Source organism: Komagataeibacter saccharivorans (assembly GCF_004348195.1).
Classification (GTDB): Bacteria; Pseudomonadota; Alphaproteobacteria; order Acetobacterales; family Acetobacteraceae; genus Komagataeibacter; species Komagataeibacter saccharivorans.
This window is the reverse complement of sequence record NZ_CP036406.1, coordinates 147,748-162,927: the sequence shown is the minus strand read 5'-3', so window position 1 is coordinate 162,927 and position 15,180 is coordinate 147,748. Positions and strand designations below refer to the sequence as shown.

At 56.0% G+C, this 15,180-nt stretch carries 14 protein-coding genes and 2 pseudogenes; 8 read left to right on the top strand and 8 right to left on the bottom strand.

The features are described from left to right. Both betC and KSAC_RS17660 read right to left on the bottom strand, forming a co-directional pair. Entirely contained in the window at window positions 1-1,527 is a 1,527-nt protein-coding gene (gene betC / locus KSAC_RS15960; RefSeq protein ID WP_257997696.1) for a choline-sulfatase, read from the bottom strand. Window positions 1,528-1,645: 118 nt separating this feature from the next. After that, window positions 1,646-1,831, bottom strand: coding sequence for a hypothetical protein (locus KSAC_RS17660; protein ID WP_243705423.1), 186 nt, complete (start codon window positions 1,829-1,831; stop codon window positions 1,646-1,648). Between KSAC_RS17660 and KSAC_RS15955 the strand changes: the two genes are divergently transcribed. Continuing rightward, entirely contained in the window at window positions 1,748-2,581 is an 834-nt protein-coding gene (locus KSAC_RS15955; protein ID WP_408884765.1) for a LysR substrate-binding domain-containing protein, read from the top strand. The two genes, KSAC_RS17660 and KSAC_RS15955, sit on opposite strands and share 84 nt — an antisense overlap. Before the next feature lie 290 nt (window positions 2,582-2,871). Further along, entirely contained in the window at window positions 2,872-4,179 is a 1,308-nt protein-coding gene (locus tag KSAC_RS15950) for a chloride channel protein (protein ID WP_102326097.1), read from the top strand. Here KSAC_RS15950 and KSAC_RS15945 read toward each other — a convergent pair. Continuing rightward, window positions 4,168-5,436, bottom strand: coding sequence for a cation:proton antiporter (locus KSAC_RS15945; RefSeq protein ID WP_132306760.1), 1,269 nt, complete (start codon window positions 5,434-5,436; stop codon window positions 4,168-4,170). The genes KSAC_RS15950 and KSAC_RS15945 overlap by 12 nt on opposite strands. Before the next feature lie 236 nt (window positions 5,437-5,672). Between KSAC_RS15945 and KSAC_RS15940 the strand changes: the two are divergent. Continuing rightward, window positions 5,673-5,822: pseudogene (locus tag KSAC_RS15940) on the top strand (IS3 family transposase); the annotation flags it as partial. Window positions 5,823-6,044: 222 nt separating this feature from the next. Here KSAC_RS15940 and KSAC_RS15935 read toward each other — a convergent pair. Then, window positions 6,045-7,316 carry an IS110 family RNA-guided transposase gene (locus KSAC_RS15935; RefSeq protein ID WP_132306794.1) on the bottom strand — a complete coding sequence of 424 codons (1,272 nt, stop codon included), beginning with the start codon at window positions 7,314-7,316 and terminating at the stop codon, window positions 6,045-6,047. A 118-nt stretch (window positions 7,317-7,434) separates the two neighbouring features. Between KSAC_RS15935 and KSAC_RS15930 the strand changes: the two are divergent. Continuing rightward, window positions 7,435-7,776, top strand: a pseudogene (locus tag KSAC_RS15930) (integrase core domain-containing protein); the annotation flags it as partial. Between the two features lie 608 nt (window positions 7,777-8,384). Further along, entirely contained in the window at window positions 8,385-9,032 is a 648-nt protein-coding gene (locus KSAC_RS15925; protein ID WP_132306753.1) for a hypothetical protein, read from the top strand. On the opposite strand, the gene KSAC_RS15920 is transcribed toward KSAC_RS15925, so the two are convergent. From KSAC_RS15920 to KSAC_RS15905, 4 genes are all read right to left on the bottom strand, one after another. Beyond that, a complete protein-coding gene (locus KSAC_RS15920) occupies window positions 9,013-9,756 on the bottom strand; it encodes a helix-turn-helix transcriptional regulator (RefSeq protein WP_132306751.1) in 744 nt (247 codons plus the stop codon). The genes KSAC_RS15925 and KSAC_RS15920 overlap by 20 nt on opposite strands. A gap of 46 nt (window positions 9,757-9,802) precedes the next feature. Then, a complete protein-coding gene (locus KSAC_RS15915; protein ID WP_102326105.1) occupies window positions 9,803-10,378 on the bottom strand; it encodes an acyl-homoserine-lactone synthase in 576 nt (191 codons plus the stop codon). Window positions 10,379-10,802: 424 nt separating this feature from the next. Then, complete coding sequence (locus tag KSAC_RS15910; protein ID WP_132306749.1) at window positions 10,803-11,252, bottom strand: hypothetical protein; 450 nt, start codon at window positions 11,250-11,252, stop codon at window positions 10,803-10,805. Further along, window positions 11,249-12,178: a hypothetical protein gene (locus KSAC_RS15905; RefSeq protein ID WP_102326109.1), complete on the bottom strand. Its 930-nt coding sequence runs from the start codon at window positions 12,176-12,178 to the stop codon at window positions 11,249-11,251. Before KSAC_RS15905 ends, KSAC_RS15910 begins: the two co-directional genes overlap by 4 nt. A 132-nt stretch (window positions 12,179-12,310) precedes the next feature. Between KSAC_RS15905 and KSAC_RS15900 the strand changes: the two genes are divergently transcribed. The 3 genes from KSAC_RS15900 (at window position 12,311) to repC (ending at window position 15,174) form a co-directional block, all read left to right on the top strand. Further along, window positions 12,311-12,775: an SH3 domain-containing protein gene (locus KSAC_RS15900; protein ID WP_102326111.1), complete on the top strand. Its 465-nt coding sequence runs from the start codon at window positions 12,311-12,313 to the stop codon at window positions 12,773-12,775. Further along, the gene (locus tag KSAC_RS15895; RefSeq protein ID WP_243705421.1) at window positions 12,775-13,488 is read left to right on the top strand and encodes a transglycosylase SLT domain-containing protein; all 714 of its coding nucleotides are present in this window, start codon (window positions 12,775-12,777) and stop codon (window positions 13,486-13,488) included. Before KSAC_RS15900 ends, KSAC_RS15895 begins: the two co-directional genes overlap by 1 nt. Before the next feature lie 378 nt (window positions 13,489-13,866). Continuing rightward, entirely contained in the window at window positions 13,867-15,174 is a 1,308-nt protein-coding gene (gene repC, locus KSAC_RS15890; RefSeq protein ID WP_102326113.1) for a replication initiation protein RepC, read from the top strand. Window positions 15,175-15,180: the final 6 nt, after the last annotated feature.

Sequence of the window (15,180 nt, the reverse complement as noted above, 5' to 3'; positions counted from 1 at the left end):
TCACCGGGCGCCGGGGGAATAAAGGCGCGCTTCAGCCTCAAGTGTTTCCAGAGGCTTGTGATTGCGGATGTATGCGTTGTGGGCATTGGGCGGGGGCTGATAGTCCCAATGCGTACAGGTCCCGATCGCCAGCGCGCGACTGACCAGTCGCCGTCGTTGCTGGCTGGCGATGACAGCACGGGTAATGCGGGCGTAATCCCATTTCCTGTGCGCTTCCTCGCTGAATGCGGTCAGTATGGCTGCCGTAGCGTTGCTGCCGTTCAGGTTGTGGGTTTCATCCGGATCACCGCTGAGATCGAAAAGCTGATCGGGTTCGCCAGGACTATGGATGAACTTCCACCGCCCTCGGCGGATCATGCTCACAGGTGCTGTCGTACCTTCTCCGCAATATTCACCAAACACGCCATCATGGCCGCCTGATCCATTCAGATGGAGGACCAGGCTGCGGCCATCAGTGCGGGGTGCAGGAGGGGCTCCTGACAGTCCGCACAGCGTTTCTCCCACATCCACCAGAGAAACTGCGTCGCGCACGATACGGGGACGGAAAAAATCCGGGCCGCTGAATATAAGCGGTACGCGTGACGCCCCTTCATAAAAGGACATCTTGTACCACAGACCATGCTCGCCCAGCATTTCACCATGATCGCTGGTGAATACGATTACCGTGTTGCGGTCGAGCCCCGTTTCCCGCAGCACTGCACGCAGCCGTCCTACCTGATGGTCTATATAGGAAATCGCGCCGAAATAGGCCCGCCGCGCACGCGCGACGGCCTGTGGTGTTGCGGGGTCGGCGGCAATGCCGCAGGTCTCGCGTATGCGGGTGACTGAGGGGTGATCATCGGGGATCATATCCACCCGGGGCGATGGAATGGGAACATCAGCATACCGGTCCCACCATTCCTGCCCGATATTGAATGGATCATGCGGGTGGGTGAAGGATACCAGCATGCAAAACGGACGCCCGTCGCGCACACGGGCCAGATCATACAGCTTACGCCGGGTGGTGAAGGCGACTTCCTCATCATAATCAATCTGGTTGCTGCGTACGACCGGACCGGCCAGGTGAACTGAATCCATGGAATGATACCAGTCAGGCCGGATTTCAGGGTGCAGCCAGTCAGGCACCCAGCTGAAATCAGCGGGGTAGATATCGGTTGTCAGGCGCTCCTCAAACCCGTGCAATTGGTCCGGCCCAACAAAATGCATCTTGCCCGAAAGAATGGTTCGGTACCCTGAAAGCCGTAGCCGGTGGCCGAATGTCGGGGTATCGGCATGCCATTCGCAAGCATTGTCATATACGCCGCTTATGGTGGGCAGCAGGCCACTCATGAACGCGGCCCGTGACGGACCGCATAACGGACTGTTGGTATAAGCATTACTGAACACCACCCCCTGCGCGGCCAGATCCGTCAGGTTGGGAGCGATGACGGGCGATGGATCGCGGCCACCCAGCACGGCGGGAAGCAGTGCTGCCGTCAGTTGATCTGCTAGGACCACAAGGAAATTGGGACGATTGGACGGCTGCACGGGCATAGCTCTCATCTCGCGGATATATAACGTGTTACGATAGTGAATTGTGTTATTAATTTAATATGCGATATTAAGTGTGATTTGTGATGTCATTTTGTTCTTATGAATGGTATAATTAATAATTATGACAAACATCATAGTTGATTACATTATGAGCAATGTGCGGGTGCTCGAAGCGGCAGGGCGCCTGGGCAGTTTCAGCGCCGCTGCGGCCGAACTGGGCATGACCCAGCCTGCTGTCAGCCAGCAGGTCGGGCATATTGAACGCGTCGTCGGTATGCCGCTGTTCACGCGCAGGCATCGCGGAGTTACGCTGAATGACGCTGGCCGCACGCTGGTCGCCGCAGCGTCAGAAGCACGGACCACCATCAGGACCGCGCTGGAGGAGGCTACGGCAGGTAGCAGGGAAAAGGTTCTGAATGTGCTGACCGATTATGGTTTTGCCGCCAACTGGCTGATCTCCCGCCTGCCGGATTTTGAAAAAATCTGTCCAGACGTAAAAATCCAGATCCTGACAACCCAGGCGCTACATACCGGACCTTCCTTGGGGATAACACCAGATGTTTCCATTCTGTTTGAAGCATCTGGCCGTAAATCAGGTGGAAACCGCATGATACTGTTTGAGGAAGAAGTCTATCCTGTATGCAGTCCCGCTTATGCGCACACCCATGGCCCCTTCACCACATTGGCCGATGTGGGACGAGCGCATCTCCTGCACCTGAATGGACATGAAAACCTGTGGTTTACATGGGCGGACTGGTTCGCCCGGATGAATCCGGACCCGTTAGCCCGGAGTAGCCAGCAAACGGCGCGTTTTAGGGCTTTTGGCAATTATCCCCTGTTGCTGCAGTCCGCCATGCAGGGGGAAGGCATAGCCCTGGGGTGGCGACCGCTGGTTGATACCTGCATGGAAAAAGGTGCGCTGGTCAAAGTCTGGGAGAAACCACTTAAAAGCCATCGAGGCTATGTGCTGACGGCCCGTACCCCGCGTAATAGTCAGGCTGACCTGTTCTGTGACTGGCTTGTTGACTTCAGCCGCAGGAGTATCTGACCACCATGCCCGGGGCACGTACATGGTCCTCATGCGTATCATCCTCAGCTGACCGTCGAGATCATTCTCGATGAATCCCGATATTTGACCTGGTCCAGAAAAATCTGGCACGACATTCTTATTCCGGTATCCTGTCGCCGTCATGACGCTTATGGAAACTGACAGTACTGCTATGGACGTTCTCTGTGTCTGATGTGCCTTTTGCCCCGTTGAAACCATCTGCTCATTACAAGGACAGGATCCAGTCTCTCAGACGAATAGCACGAGTCAGGACGGCACGCTGGCGCCGGATGAGTCTATACTGGATCGGCGCTGTCCTCGTTGGTCTGATAGCCGTTTTATTCGCGCGTCTCGGTGATCAGTGCGCGGACCTGCGAACGCGTTTCGTGACGTGGGATCCCTGGCTCATGCTCGTTCTCGCGCCCGCAGGCTTCGCCTTCACTACCTGGATGACGCGAACCCTTTTCAAAGGGTCACAGGGATCAGGAATTCCGCAGACGATCGCCATCCTCCACATGGGGAACTACAACGTTGTTGACCGTATCCTCACGCTGCGGATTGCTGTCGGGAAAATCATTCTGACCTGCCTTGGCCTGGTCTGCGGCGCGTCCATCGGACGTGAAGGTCCCAGCGTGCAGATCGGGGCGTCTATCATGCATGGCTTTTCCCGTCTGTTGGGGCAGTCCAATATCGCGACCAAGCGCAGCATGATTCTGGCGGGAGGCGCTGCTGGAATGGCAGCAGCGTTCAACACGCCACTGGCTGGAATCGTCTTTGCGATTGAGGAGCTTTCTCACTCCTTTGAGCAGAAAGCCTCAGGTCGCACATTGACGATCGTTGTGATCTCAGGTGTCACCGCTATCACTCTGATGGGAAACTATACCTATTTTGGCCATGCTGATGTCAACATACCAGTTGGGACAGCGTGGATTGCCGTTCTCGTCTGCGGCATTGTCGGTGGTCTGGCCGGGGGAAGCTTTGCCGCGCTCGTCATTAGGGCCTCCAGAGGCTTACCAGGGTTTGTCGGCCGACTGGCCAAACAGCGTCCGGTCATGTTCTCAGCACTATGCGGCCTGCTGACCGCCGTGATTGGCCTGATTTCCAAAGGCAACACTTACGGAACAGGTTATGTGCAGGCCCAGGCAATTTTTGCTGGGACCGACCACTATCCTGCCTCGTTCTTTATTCTGAAGTATCTCTCAATGCTGGTCTCGTACTGTTCGGGAATTCCCGGGGGAATGTTCGCGCCATCTCTTGCAATAGGAGCAGGCATCGGCGGATGGATCGAGCAGTTCCTGCCGCATACGACACCCGGTGCGGTTGTGCTGTTGGGAACAGTTGCCTATTTTTGTGGTGTCGCACAGTCACCTCTCACAGCAACGATCATCGTCATGGAAATCTGCGATAACCAGCAGGTGACACTTGCACTCATGGCAACAGCCTTTCTGGCGTTTGGTGTCTCCCGGCTTGTCTGTCCTCAACCCCTTTATACCGCCCTGGCCGACAGATTTCTGGAAACGATGGACAAGCCCACCACACTACCAAAGTCCATACCCGCGAAACAGGAATCTGCCCCCGAAGAGAAGTTACCCATCTGAGTTTGAGAGGCGGGTGGAGGGAAACAGTCTCCGAACAACCCATTCCATCGTGAGTCCTTGTACGATGATTGTGAACACCACCACGCCATAACAAACCGGCAATAGCAATTCGCGTAAGTCTCCGGGTGGTAGTCCAAGCGCCAGCGAAACCGAAATGCCGCCACGCAGACCGCCCCAGGTCAGGATCCCAAGAACACGGCCCCGTTCCCATTGCCTGAGATGAACCGGGAGCGTTGAAAACAGCACGCTCAATGCCCGCACGGCAATGGACAGCGGGATCACGGCAAGTGTCGCCAGCACCGTAAACAGAGGCGGCGTGATCTCAAGGATTTCAAAGCCGATCAGCATGAACAGCAGGACGTTCAACACCTCGTCAATGAGTGTCCAGGCGGTATCGAGTTCCTTTCGGGATGCCTCATCGAGAACGGAATGGCTATAGCTTGTTCCAAAGCACAGTCCCGCTACGACGACGGCAATCGCACCCGACATGCCACGCTGGTTGGCGATACTGAAGGTTCCGGTCGCCAGAGCCAGCGATGTCAGCAGGTCGATATTCGGATCCCGCTGTCCCTTGAGCACACGAAGCGCGATCCATCCGGTCAGTGCACCCAGCAGACCGCCACCGATCGCCTCGCGGCAGAGGCCGAGAGCGATCTCGGAGACAGTTACCCCCTGACTGTCCCCGGTTGCCAGTCCGATCGTGACGCCGAAAATCACCACGCCCACGCCGTCATTGAACAGACTCTCCCCTGCGAAAACGGCCTGAAGGGGGCCGGGCAGTCCGAGACGTTTCAGCATACCGACAACCGAAACGGGATCAGTTGGCGCGAGGATGGCCCCAAGGACGATACACCACGTGAAAGGAATAGTATGACCCAACAGGGGGAAGGCGTACCATGCCGCGATCGCCAGAAAGGCAACGGCCAGAACGGTTCCCAAAACAGAGAGAGCGGCCACGGAGGCAAGCTTTGCGCGCAGATGTCCGACGTTTACCTGCATGGCCCCGGCAAACAGAAGCAGGGAAAGCGCGCCATTCAGAAGGGCCGTGGGGAGATTGATCGCTCCGAGCACAGACCGTGGGAGAGCCTGAAGGTCATAGGACGGTATCAATGGATTCAGGATCATGACCAGCAGGGAAGCCAGCAGTGAGAAGACCAGCACACCGATCGTCACAGGAAGGCGAAACGTGTGGTGATTGAGAATACTGAACCCTGCCGAGAGCGTCAGAAGCAGGGCGAGGAGGCTGATGGTATCCATGCCCTCACCGCTGACCGCTCCCGCTCGCTACGTCAAGAAAAACCGGCAATGGGTCACTATTAGAGAAGCCGGACAGTTCGTTGAGCGGCAGCAATGCGGGGCAAAAGCTGCCACAACCTCTTTCTTGCTGCAACGGCGCTAAGGTTTTCAGGCCGTGTGATGAATACTGTACCAATCTGCGAAATTATGGAGCGGCGTTCGTTGTGCTGTCTGAAGCGCGCCGAAACGGCTCCAGCCGGTTCCGCATTCTGGCTGTTATCGACGATTTCAGTCGCAAGAACCTGGCATTGGTTGCCGACACGTCATTATCAGGTGGACGTGTGGCGCGGGAACTGACGGCCCTGGTGGAACGATATGGCAAACCCCTTATGATTGTCAGCGACAACGTCCTATATCGGGAAGCATCCGGTCGATTTGGCAACACGTCTCCATCGGCAGTTTGCACTGTCGTTGAAAAATACTGCAAGCAAAAACCAGGCGGTCTCCACCGCAAAATAAGGTGCTCCCTGCCATAGCAAACACAGAGTCCAGAGCGGCGTGACAGCGCCGTGGCTCTAACCGTCCTGAAGATGGGATGCGATAACCCAGGTGGAGGACCCAAACATTATCTACAGGGTCGCGAACGCGCCCTCACGGCACTGAGTGAGAGGGGTTCCTCCACCTGGAACCGGCCCCTCAACGAAGGGCCGGTAATCGTCACCGCGTTTAATGATCGCGTGCACAACACGTCCCATCTTTGCGGTGATGGCTGTGAACGCCTTGCGGCGCAGGTCCGGATCATGCCGGTCCCTGGCCACATAGCGATCGAACTTGTCACGGAAGCTGTTCTCGCGCTGACGAATGGCGACCTGAGCTGCCATCCACAATGTGCGACGCAAGCGCGCATTACCGCGCCTGGACAGCTTCGTTCTGCCGCGATACTGACCCGACTGGTAGGTGGACAGATCCAGACCGCAGAATTTGAGAAATTGCCGATGATGACGAAAACGTCTCAGATCACCTGCCTCGGCCAGGATTGTCAGGGCATGGATCGGCCCGATGCCTTGCACCTGCTGCAGACGCCGGAAATCAGCATGCTCGCCCAGCAGTTCGATGGCCGCGGCCTCAATGTCGTCACGCTGGGCAATCAGGCGCCGCGCCTCTCCCAACACCAGCCTGAACATCCCGATCGCAGGAGCATCCGGGGCAATCGGCAAGGCGATGGATGTCCGGGCTGTTTCCCAGATGTCGCCAAGCAGACGAGACTTGCTGACCTTGCGACCGACGACGTCCCAGGCTGCCGCGACAAACGCATCTTTGCCGAGCACCGTGATGCTGGCGGGAACCGGGAATTGCTCGAGCAGAGCGAAAAACCAGTCGCTGCGGGTATTGCCCCTGAAACGTTCGATCTCCGGAAAATAAAGCGGCAGATAATGGGTAAGGATCCGGTGCTGGACCTCAGTTTTGGCACGGGAAATCACCTCGTGCGTAACGGACAATTCCTCGACGTCATTGATCCTGTTGGCCAGCGGATCGTGATACGGTTTGGTCGCACCGATCTGGAGCATGTGCAGGATGACCTGCGCATCCTTGGGATCATTCTTGTCCCAGCCATTGTGCAGAGCTTCTCGTGTGCGGGCGAGGGCGACCGAAGAAATCAGGCGCGTATCAAACCCGGCCTGCACCAGGCGCCAGGCCAGTGGCCGATGATAATGGCCTGTCGGTTCGAAGCCAACAATGACCGGTCGCGGCGCCAGAGCCTGGAGCTCTGCCACGAAGCGGTCATGCTCGACGCGCGTGTTAGCCACGGTCAGGCGCCGTCGCCGCCGGCTGCCGGGCATTTCGATCAGGACCTCATTGCGGGATTTGGCGACATCGATGGCGACGAGGACGGCAGTCATTGGTATAGTATTGGATCTGGTCACGGTCGGTTGTCTCCTCTGTGTGGCTGGACACCATCACTATGGAGACATGTCGCCAGATCGGCATTACCGATGCCGGCGCTTCCTGATGTGCTACGGTACGGAGTTCACATCCCATGCCATCCTGAAATGGGCGGATGAGATGAAGGTTGAATGGCACTATATCGCCCCCGGGAAACCGCAACAGAACGGCTTTGTCGAAAGTTTCAACGGCCGGTTGAGGGATGAATGCCTCAACGAGACGCTGTTCACGTCTCTCAGCCATGCCCGACAGGTTCTGGCTGACTGGCGGGAAGACTACAATACGGTGCGCCCCCATTCCCAGCTGGGTGGCAGGACACCGGATCAGGTCGCCAGACAAGTGTCTCGGGGGCATGCCCCCGAGACACTTGTCATCCCATCAACCCAAAGCCATAAAAAACGGGAACTCTCCTTTTGAGTGGATACAAAAAAGGGGGCACGTCAGGTCGATCAGAACCGAGGCCGCGCGCGACTGTATACGCGTTGTTAAGGAATAACACAATGCGTAATACGGTAGCCGAGATGTGGATGACGGCGAGAAAGGACGTATCTGTTTCTTGTATCGTGTTGCGTAGTCCGCTATTTCCTGGGCGTTATTAACCGGTTTTTCACCAGATGACGGTGGATGTAAGCTCATCTGGAACGGGCGATTTCTGGGGCATTGTTCTCAGGCTGGATGACAGAACGCTGTCCACGGTTCCAGAGATTCTCACGGAATTTATGCGAGGTATCCCCACAATCGCAGACGATATAAATCGGTGGATGTCACAGATCATCAGGCAGAGTATAGGCAAATGGCCGTTCGTGTGTCTGCCTGGATGAAAGCTTGACGGAGAATCTTGAGTTCTGGCCATCTGCAGCTACGCCGCTCGTGCTGTCATTCAGGCATTACAGACAGATCTGATAAATGCTTACATATTTAAGTTTCCCGCGCCAGCCTATCGATATTGATAGAACAATTTTGATAGGTATCCATATGCAAATAAATAACATTTAATTATTTGTATAATTTGTGGGGAATATCTGATGCCGGCCATGTTGCATTCTTCCTTCAAGAGAAAAGAGAATTTATACGAGCAGAACATTAAGCCATTCCTTCGTGAAGCGATTAACGTGCTCGCATCGTCGGTTAAACACCTCGATCAACAGGGGCGACGTCAATTTATTAATTTAATCTATCGCGACACCAATCGTCGGACTGCCTTCGCGTTAAAAATAGCGAATCTTGCGATGAAAGAGATAGAGAAAATTTCTCCCCCTGATGCGGGAGCCGTTGCAGCTAATATTGTCCAGTTGAGTCCAGACCTGGGAATAGGAACAATAAGTGCTGGGCAGCTACTCTATGCGATAGTCCTCTATGCGGGTTGCGCAGAAGTCGCGGAGATCGATATCGGCGGCACTTCAGAAAATGACAATACGGATTGTGTGTCATTTGGTTTCCATGTTGGAAAATATATTGCTCTAAATTCTATCGTACGATGGATATGTGAACTATCAATGGAGGGTGAATATGAAGGCCCTCGACGTTTGCTGTCCGGTAACGGTGAGGGCGCAACAGTCATAACCCAGTTGTTTTACTATCAGTGCATAAATGTAAAAAACGTCTTATCTGGTATTTCGTCTGAGTTTTCCAGATTTCATAAGAAAGTCGAAATCATATCAAACCAAATTTGATTGCTTTGGCAACCGCACCACAGGTGGTTTGCGAACATAATTTATGTCGGGCTGTCGCAAGATAGAGCCTGACTGTGGCCTCAGAAATATTCAATCTGTAAGATACTTCTTGCGTCATCAACCCTTCACCATGATAAGCAAGACATTCTCTTTCACGGGCTGATAGACGTGGTGGTGACATGGGATCGCGACGTCCCCCATAATTGGCAAACCATTCATGGATATAAGCACCAATCTGCGAGAACGTTGCCGCATAAACACCGCGTCGACCTTGCCCGAAGTCATTCATGTTACGACTGGTTATAGTGAGAAGCCCCAACTCGCCGCGTAGTCCTCTTAATGGAATGGACATACCGTCTTTTCCCAGATTTTGCTCAGAAAACAAGCGCATTACCCGGCTCTCCTGATGAGACAGGATCGTAATTTCAGACCATAAAAAAGGAAGAGCACTAGTATGAGCCATCCTGACCACCGGATCTGAATGTACCAAGTTTTTCTCGGTATATAATTTCTGCCATGACATGGGGTAGGTCGTAACACCTAGCTCTCCACCTTCTCGAATCCACGGGTTTGAAAGAAAATGGTAGGTCAGATGAGCGGCGTTGCCATGATCCCGAATTTCAAACGCAAGATCCTGCATTACGGATATACTCTGACATGTACGAATACGCTCCAAAAGAGTATAACCCAGTGGAAGTAATGCGTTTTGTGTATCCGGAAGCATTTTAATTCATAGCCAGCTAAGATGTCCTTAGCTGGTATATAGAGCTTTAAGCGGCTAAGGTAAATTTCTTATTGATCTCATCAAGGCGAGCTTGCGACACATCAAAAGTCGCCAGAGTAATCATTTTTCCGTCAAGCCTGGCGCTCATGATTGGTTCTGGTGGCCAGCCTGCACGTTCGTAAATTCTTTGCATCGGGTGAAAAAAGATACCAGTAAGGTGGGTAATCCCGTTTTCAAGGCATGTTTGACACAGGTTGCGGGCAAGTTCAGCAGTGTAATGTATCTCACCTGCGGTCAATGTTGCACAGTAACGCGTGCTTTCCCATATTGTTGAACTATAAATATCTGGGCACTCTGGGAAAAATTTATGGAATTTGTCACGAAGCATTGTCGGTCCGGTTGTCGGAATGATGCGCATGGAGGTCGCATGTGTTCCGTCTGGGCGCTCTACTATGAAATAGAGTGGGTTATGTTTCCTGTCATATTCATCTTCTTCTTTTCCATCTGCGATCTGAACATCCCATTTCATACGCTCTCCAAATACGAGAGCGCGTGCCCGGAGCATTTTTTCATATGAATCGATATGCATGTTTCGATTATTGTAACTGAATACTTTTATCATAGTGACTCCGTCGTTTGATGTATGGTTTTTTATTTTATAACAAAATCTGTTATAATTAGTTAATATTGATAGGTTATATGAATATAATCTATGATATATTTTAAATGGTTTTGGATAAGGCCGCACAATGCGGCACGTCGTCTCAAACAGCGGTGTACTACTTCCACCGATTATATCAGCCAGACGGGGCAAGTTTCAGTTTATGCAAAGATGCATAACGACGTATGACACCCTCGGTCATTCGATGTGACACCGCGGAAGACCATGAATTTTTACGGAGACCCGTGCTCAGTAAAGTGTATGCAAAGGTTTCCAGCAGAAAATCCCATGTGGTGCCGCGTGCCACGGGAGACAAGGATTCCGCTCTCACCCTCTATTTATAATAGACAGAGGGTGAGTCACCGCCATTGTAATGTAAACCCTGTTATCGCGGCCAGAATTCACGTCCGCCCTGCAGAAAGTCGGAGAAAGATCCTCGCCTTTGCGATCGTGCCAGCCAGTTTGAGAAGCACAGGCTGACATACTGGGTGCCCAGTATGAGGGTCAGCGCCAGCGACCGGATGCTGGCAGGCGAGAGAATACCCTCTCCGTTCCAGAATACGGCGTGCCCCCACATCGCGATCACAACGCTCAGCAACAGGGCGCAGAACCGTCCGTATCGCCGGGTTCTGCTCCGTGCCTGCCGCCGGATGGCATCGTCCGCGATCTGCGACTGTGCGGCAGCGGTTGGCATATCCTGATCCGGCCGCATGTCGGCCAGTGCGCGCATGCCGTCACGCGCGACCTGGTAGCTCCTGACGAACTGCACCAGAAACGGGAAGGACAGCCATCTTACTGCCCGGACCACACGTCCTTGCTGTTTTGGGTCATTCATACGGGCAGGCCCGCGACAAACCGGTCCACATCGTCAGGGAGCCCCGCTTCCTGATGTGGCGTACCATTCCGATCACTCCAGACAATGGTGGGTGTACCACGGACACCGATGGCATGAGCCGCGTCGAGATTCAGTTTCAGCGTCGCTTGTGCATTATCGGAGATCGTCACATCAGCCGGGGCGTGACCCTGTGCCATGATGCGGTGCCATAATGGTACCATTGCATCAGACGGCACACTCAGCATGGCGATGGCCGCGGGGGTGCTGGCCGCGTGGTTTTCATAGTCGTTTATGGAAATCGGCACGATGGCGAGCTGCAGCATGCCAGCATCGACATAGGGCTGGAGGGTCTGCAACGCCCGGGTCGAATACGGGCAGAGCGGGTCAACCACCATATAGACCCGTGGCGCCTCCTTTCCGCCATACAGGCCGTAGGACGCCGCTGACAGCCGTCTGACCGGATTGACTGCTGGCCCTGAAGTTCCCGTGGCTTCGTTTGAGGGACCGTTCCGGTCATTCAGGACGACCGTTGGAATGGTACCCCGAATGGGGGCGACCTCATCGCGGGTCAGGTTGTGCCCGGACGCATCCCACATCACGCCGCCAATTTCCGCCGCGCCATCGGGTGTGATGTAAAACACCCGGAAATGGTCCCCATTGCGTGCATAGACGGCGCGCAGGCCATGCTGATCTTCCGGCCTGCCAATATCGAACAGGACGGCTCCGTGGCTTGCAATCCGCGTGAGCGCGGGACTTCCAGTGATTTCGTCGGGCAGGATGGGGCGGGGCTGTGGCTGCCTGCCCTTCTGTTGAACAGGCATGGCAGTGGGTTCGGCAGGTGTGCCGGCGGTGGCCGGGCATTGTGGTGCTGCCAGGGCGAGCCCGGGCAGGACAAGGATGGCAAATGCGGGCATGAGGCGTCGCATGAAGGGTCCTCCAGTGTGATCCCTTCACCATCCCATGCGCGGTTGTGGGTCGGTTTACATCCCCGCGTTCGCACCCACAAACGACCATGGCACTTTCAGCCTGTAACGAACGCACCGCTCACGGAGGCTTTCATGCGAAACACTTTTGTCCTGATGCTCGGTCTTGCGCTGGCAGCCACGCCCGCCTGTGCCCAGCATCTTCCGCCGGATGCCCTGGACCGCCTTTCTGCGGAACGTCAGGGAGAGATCGGCTCCCGGAACTGGGGACCACCGGTCAATCCGCCCACGCAGGCGCAGGTTCTCTCGCCCCTGCCGGTTCCGGCCACATGCAGAAGCCCGGCCACGGATTTCGAGCCACTCTACGCGGCACCCGCGCGCACCGCCCGTCAGGTTGGCGTGGCCTCTCCCCAGATCGCCGTAACAGATACTGTCCACGACGGCTGGACCCAGGTCGAACTGACGGGACATACCCTTGCGTGGATCCCGACCCGGGACGTACTGCCCTACCGTCCGCTTGTTGCGGACCATCCGACAGGCTGTACGGTAGCCGGGCAGAGGGCGAACGGCATGATCGCCTTTTCCCATCCGGACAGATGATGCGGCGTTACCTTTGTGCGTCCACCCTGGCGCCCGCGCTGTGGCTGCATGCAGCCATGGCGCAGGTTCCCCAGCAGGTCGTGCCAGGCATCCCGGAGATCGGTACGCCGGAGTTCGTCTATGCGGGGACATCTTCCGGTTCGGGAGGGTCTTCGACCACGACGGCCTATACGGGCGCATGGGGCACGACCGATGCAATGTCCACGCTTCTGGCCCGGTCTTACGGCTCGGATGCCGTGACTGCGGCCGAGGATGAAGGCATCAATCCCGATACCCTGGCGGCTTTTGGACAGATCGAGAGCCATTTCCAGAATGTCGGCAACGCCTCGTCCTCGGCGGAAGGCGTGTGGCAGATCACCAACGGGACATGGAATGAGTATGCCGCGAAACTGGGGCTCAGCGATGCCGACAGGAGCGATCCGGCCGTACAGGCGGAAGTCGCCAGCGCGGTCATAAGCGATTACGCCACATCTGTATCGAAAGCGACCGGCACGAGTGCCACGGCCGCGCAGACCTACGGCGCCTACATGTTCGGAACAAAGGCCGGATCTGAAATCGCAACCGAGTCGGACAGCAGCACGCCATTGAGCAGGTTTGTGTCCGCCAGCACCCTTGCGGCCAACAACATGAGCGGCTGGACGGTGGGTCAGTACTACGCAACCATTTCAAATCGCATGGGAAATGGGGCTTCGGAGCAGGTCATCAGCACATGAAACACTGTCAGGTTTCCGTGCCAAAATGGACACAAAAACGCAAGAAAAACAGCGGTTTACCAAGGTTTCGCTTGTGGTGCGGAATGAGTCGGGGCAAGGTGCTTTCGAGCCGCGGGCAGCATAGCCATGCACACCGGGCACCCGACTGCAGAGGCCCACCGATGACCTAGCCCAGATATGAGAAACCCTGCCTCCCCCGATCGCCAAATCGGAAAAGCCAGGGCACCCAAAACCATAGTTCATGTACGAGAAATGCGACAATTTCCTCGTACATGAGAGTCCCGTCGGAACGCAAGACAAAATTGCGAACGGGGATGGTTTGTCCGGTGTCCGGGTCGTGAGGCTCCTGAAAACTTCCTGGTTCCCGGACTTTTTTGAATGGTGATACACGACCACAGTGATAACGCGCGCCCGATGCGCCGGCGCGGAAAGCGGACCCTTACCCCCGCCATGCTCGACGCCGTGGCCGAACTTGCCGGGCCAGCCCCGGCTTTCCCCGGCAAATTTGACGTTGTGCGCGTCCTGCGCGCGCTCCGCAGGCCACTCGGCCTGAGCCGGAACGCGTTCGAGCTTCTGGTGTGCATGGTCGAGCGCACGGCGACAGGAGACTGGGAGAAAGGGGCGACCCCCTTCATCTATGCCCATAACACCACGCTGCTGAACTGGACGGGGCTGTGCCTGAGCTCCCTGCGCCGAGCCATACGCGATCTGGCCGAAGCGCGCATGCTGACGGCTCATGACGGCCGCAACGGGCAGAGGGGACGGCGCTGGCAGGGCGATGAGGATGCCAGCCGGGTCGGGTTCAGTCTGGCCTCATTACGCTACCGCTGGCCCGGCTTCATGGAGATGCTGGAAGCGGAGCGGCGGCATCGCAGCCAGATCAGGTTCCTGCGCGATGCGATCGCCGACCTTAACGGAGTGATCCGCCAGCGCGCGGAGCAGCAGGGTGATGACGCGGCAATCCTGCAGGCATCCGGCATCATGCGTCGTCGGCTACGCTCTGAATCCATCGAAACACTGAGTGTCTATCATGACGACATGAAAGCCCTCTGGCATCGTCTGGAGGCATGTCCGGTCCCTGTGGATAACCCATCTCCAGATGCTCGATGGACCCCGAAAGTGGCACCCATGGACCCCAATTCCGGGACCCACTATACAGATACAAAAAACAATCTATCCGAGATTAAAGTAGTCAACGTAGCGGCCACAGGCCGCAATCGCATTGAAGCAATGCGGAGCGCAGCGCCAGCGGATCCAGTCGTCACATCATCCGGACCGGACCTGTCCGCCCTGCGCGGTTTTCGCGCCACATCGACGTTCTATCTCGAAATCTGCCCGCCGCTACGTGACCTGTGTCCATCCGAAAAACCGACCCAGCCCCAGCTGACGGATGCCGCGGAGTATCTTTCCGGCCAGATCGGCATCACCCATCACGCATGGCGACAGGCCTGCGTGGTCCTTGGCCGCCTGCAGGCGAGCATCACCGCCATCATCATGGCCGCCCGCCTCCATCGAGGGGAACCAATCCGCTACCGGGATGCCTATTTTCGCTCCCTTGTAGACCGGGGGGCGCGCAGTGCGCTCTATCTCGACCGAAGCCTGTATGCCCTGCGCGATGCCTGCGCCCGGATGACACGTCCGCCCGGTCCGTCCCGACCTTCATGCCCTGTCGGCCTGCGGCAGTGATGGGCG

Excerpts from the sequence above, each read along its gene's own strand:
- KSAC_RS17660 (WP_243705423.1), bottom strand. The coding sequence starts at position 1,831 with ATGCCTGCGCGTGAACAGCGGCATACCGACGACGCGTTCAATATGCCC.
- KSAC_RS15950 (WP_102326097.1), top strand. The coding sequence starts at position 2,872 with ATGAGTCTATACTGGATCGGCGCTGTCCTCGTTGGTCTGATAGCCGTT.
- KSAC_RS15945 (WP_132306760.1), bottom strand. The coding sequence starts at position 5,436 with ATGGATACCATCAGCCTCCTCGCCCTGCTTCTGACGCTCTCGGCAGGG.
- KSAC_RS15935 (WP_132306794.1), bottom strand. The coding sequence starts at position 7,316 with ATGACTGCCGTCCTCGTCGCCATCGATGTCGCCAAATCCCGCAATGAG.
- KSAC_RS15925 (WP_132306753.1), top strand. The coding sequence starts at position 8,385 with ATGCCGGCCATGTTGCATTCTTCCTTCAAGAGAAAAGAGAATTTATAC.
- KSAC_RS15920 (WP_132306751.1), bottom strand. The coding sequence starts at position 9,756 with ATGCTTCCGGATACACAAAACGCATTACTTCCACTGGGTTATACTCTT.
- KSAC_RS15915 (WP_102326105.1), bottom strand. The coding sequence starts at position 10,378 with ATGATAAAAGTATTCAGTTACAATAATCGAAACATGCATATCGATTCA.
- KSAC_RS15910 (WP_132306749.1), bottom strand. The coding sequence starts at position 11,252 with ATGAATGACCCAAAACAGCAAGGACGTGTGGTCCGGGCAGTAAGATGG.
- KSAC_RS15905 (WP_102326109.1), bottom strand. The coding sequence starts at position 12,178 with ATGCGACGCCTCATGCCCGCATTTGCCATCCTTGTCCTGCCCGGGCTC.
- KSAC_RS15900 (WP_102326111.1), top strand. The coding sequence starts at position 12,311 with ATGCGAAACACTTTTGTCCTGATGCTCGGTCTTGCGCTGGCAGCCACG.
- KSAC_RS15895 (WP_243705421.1), top strand. The coding sequence starts at position 12,775 with ATGCGGCGTTACCTTTGTGCGTCCACCCTGGCGCCCGCGCTGTGGCTG.
- repC (WP_102326113.1), top strand. The coding sequence starts at position 13,867 with ATGGTGATACACGACCACAGTGATAACGCGCGCCCGATGCGCCGGCGC.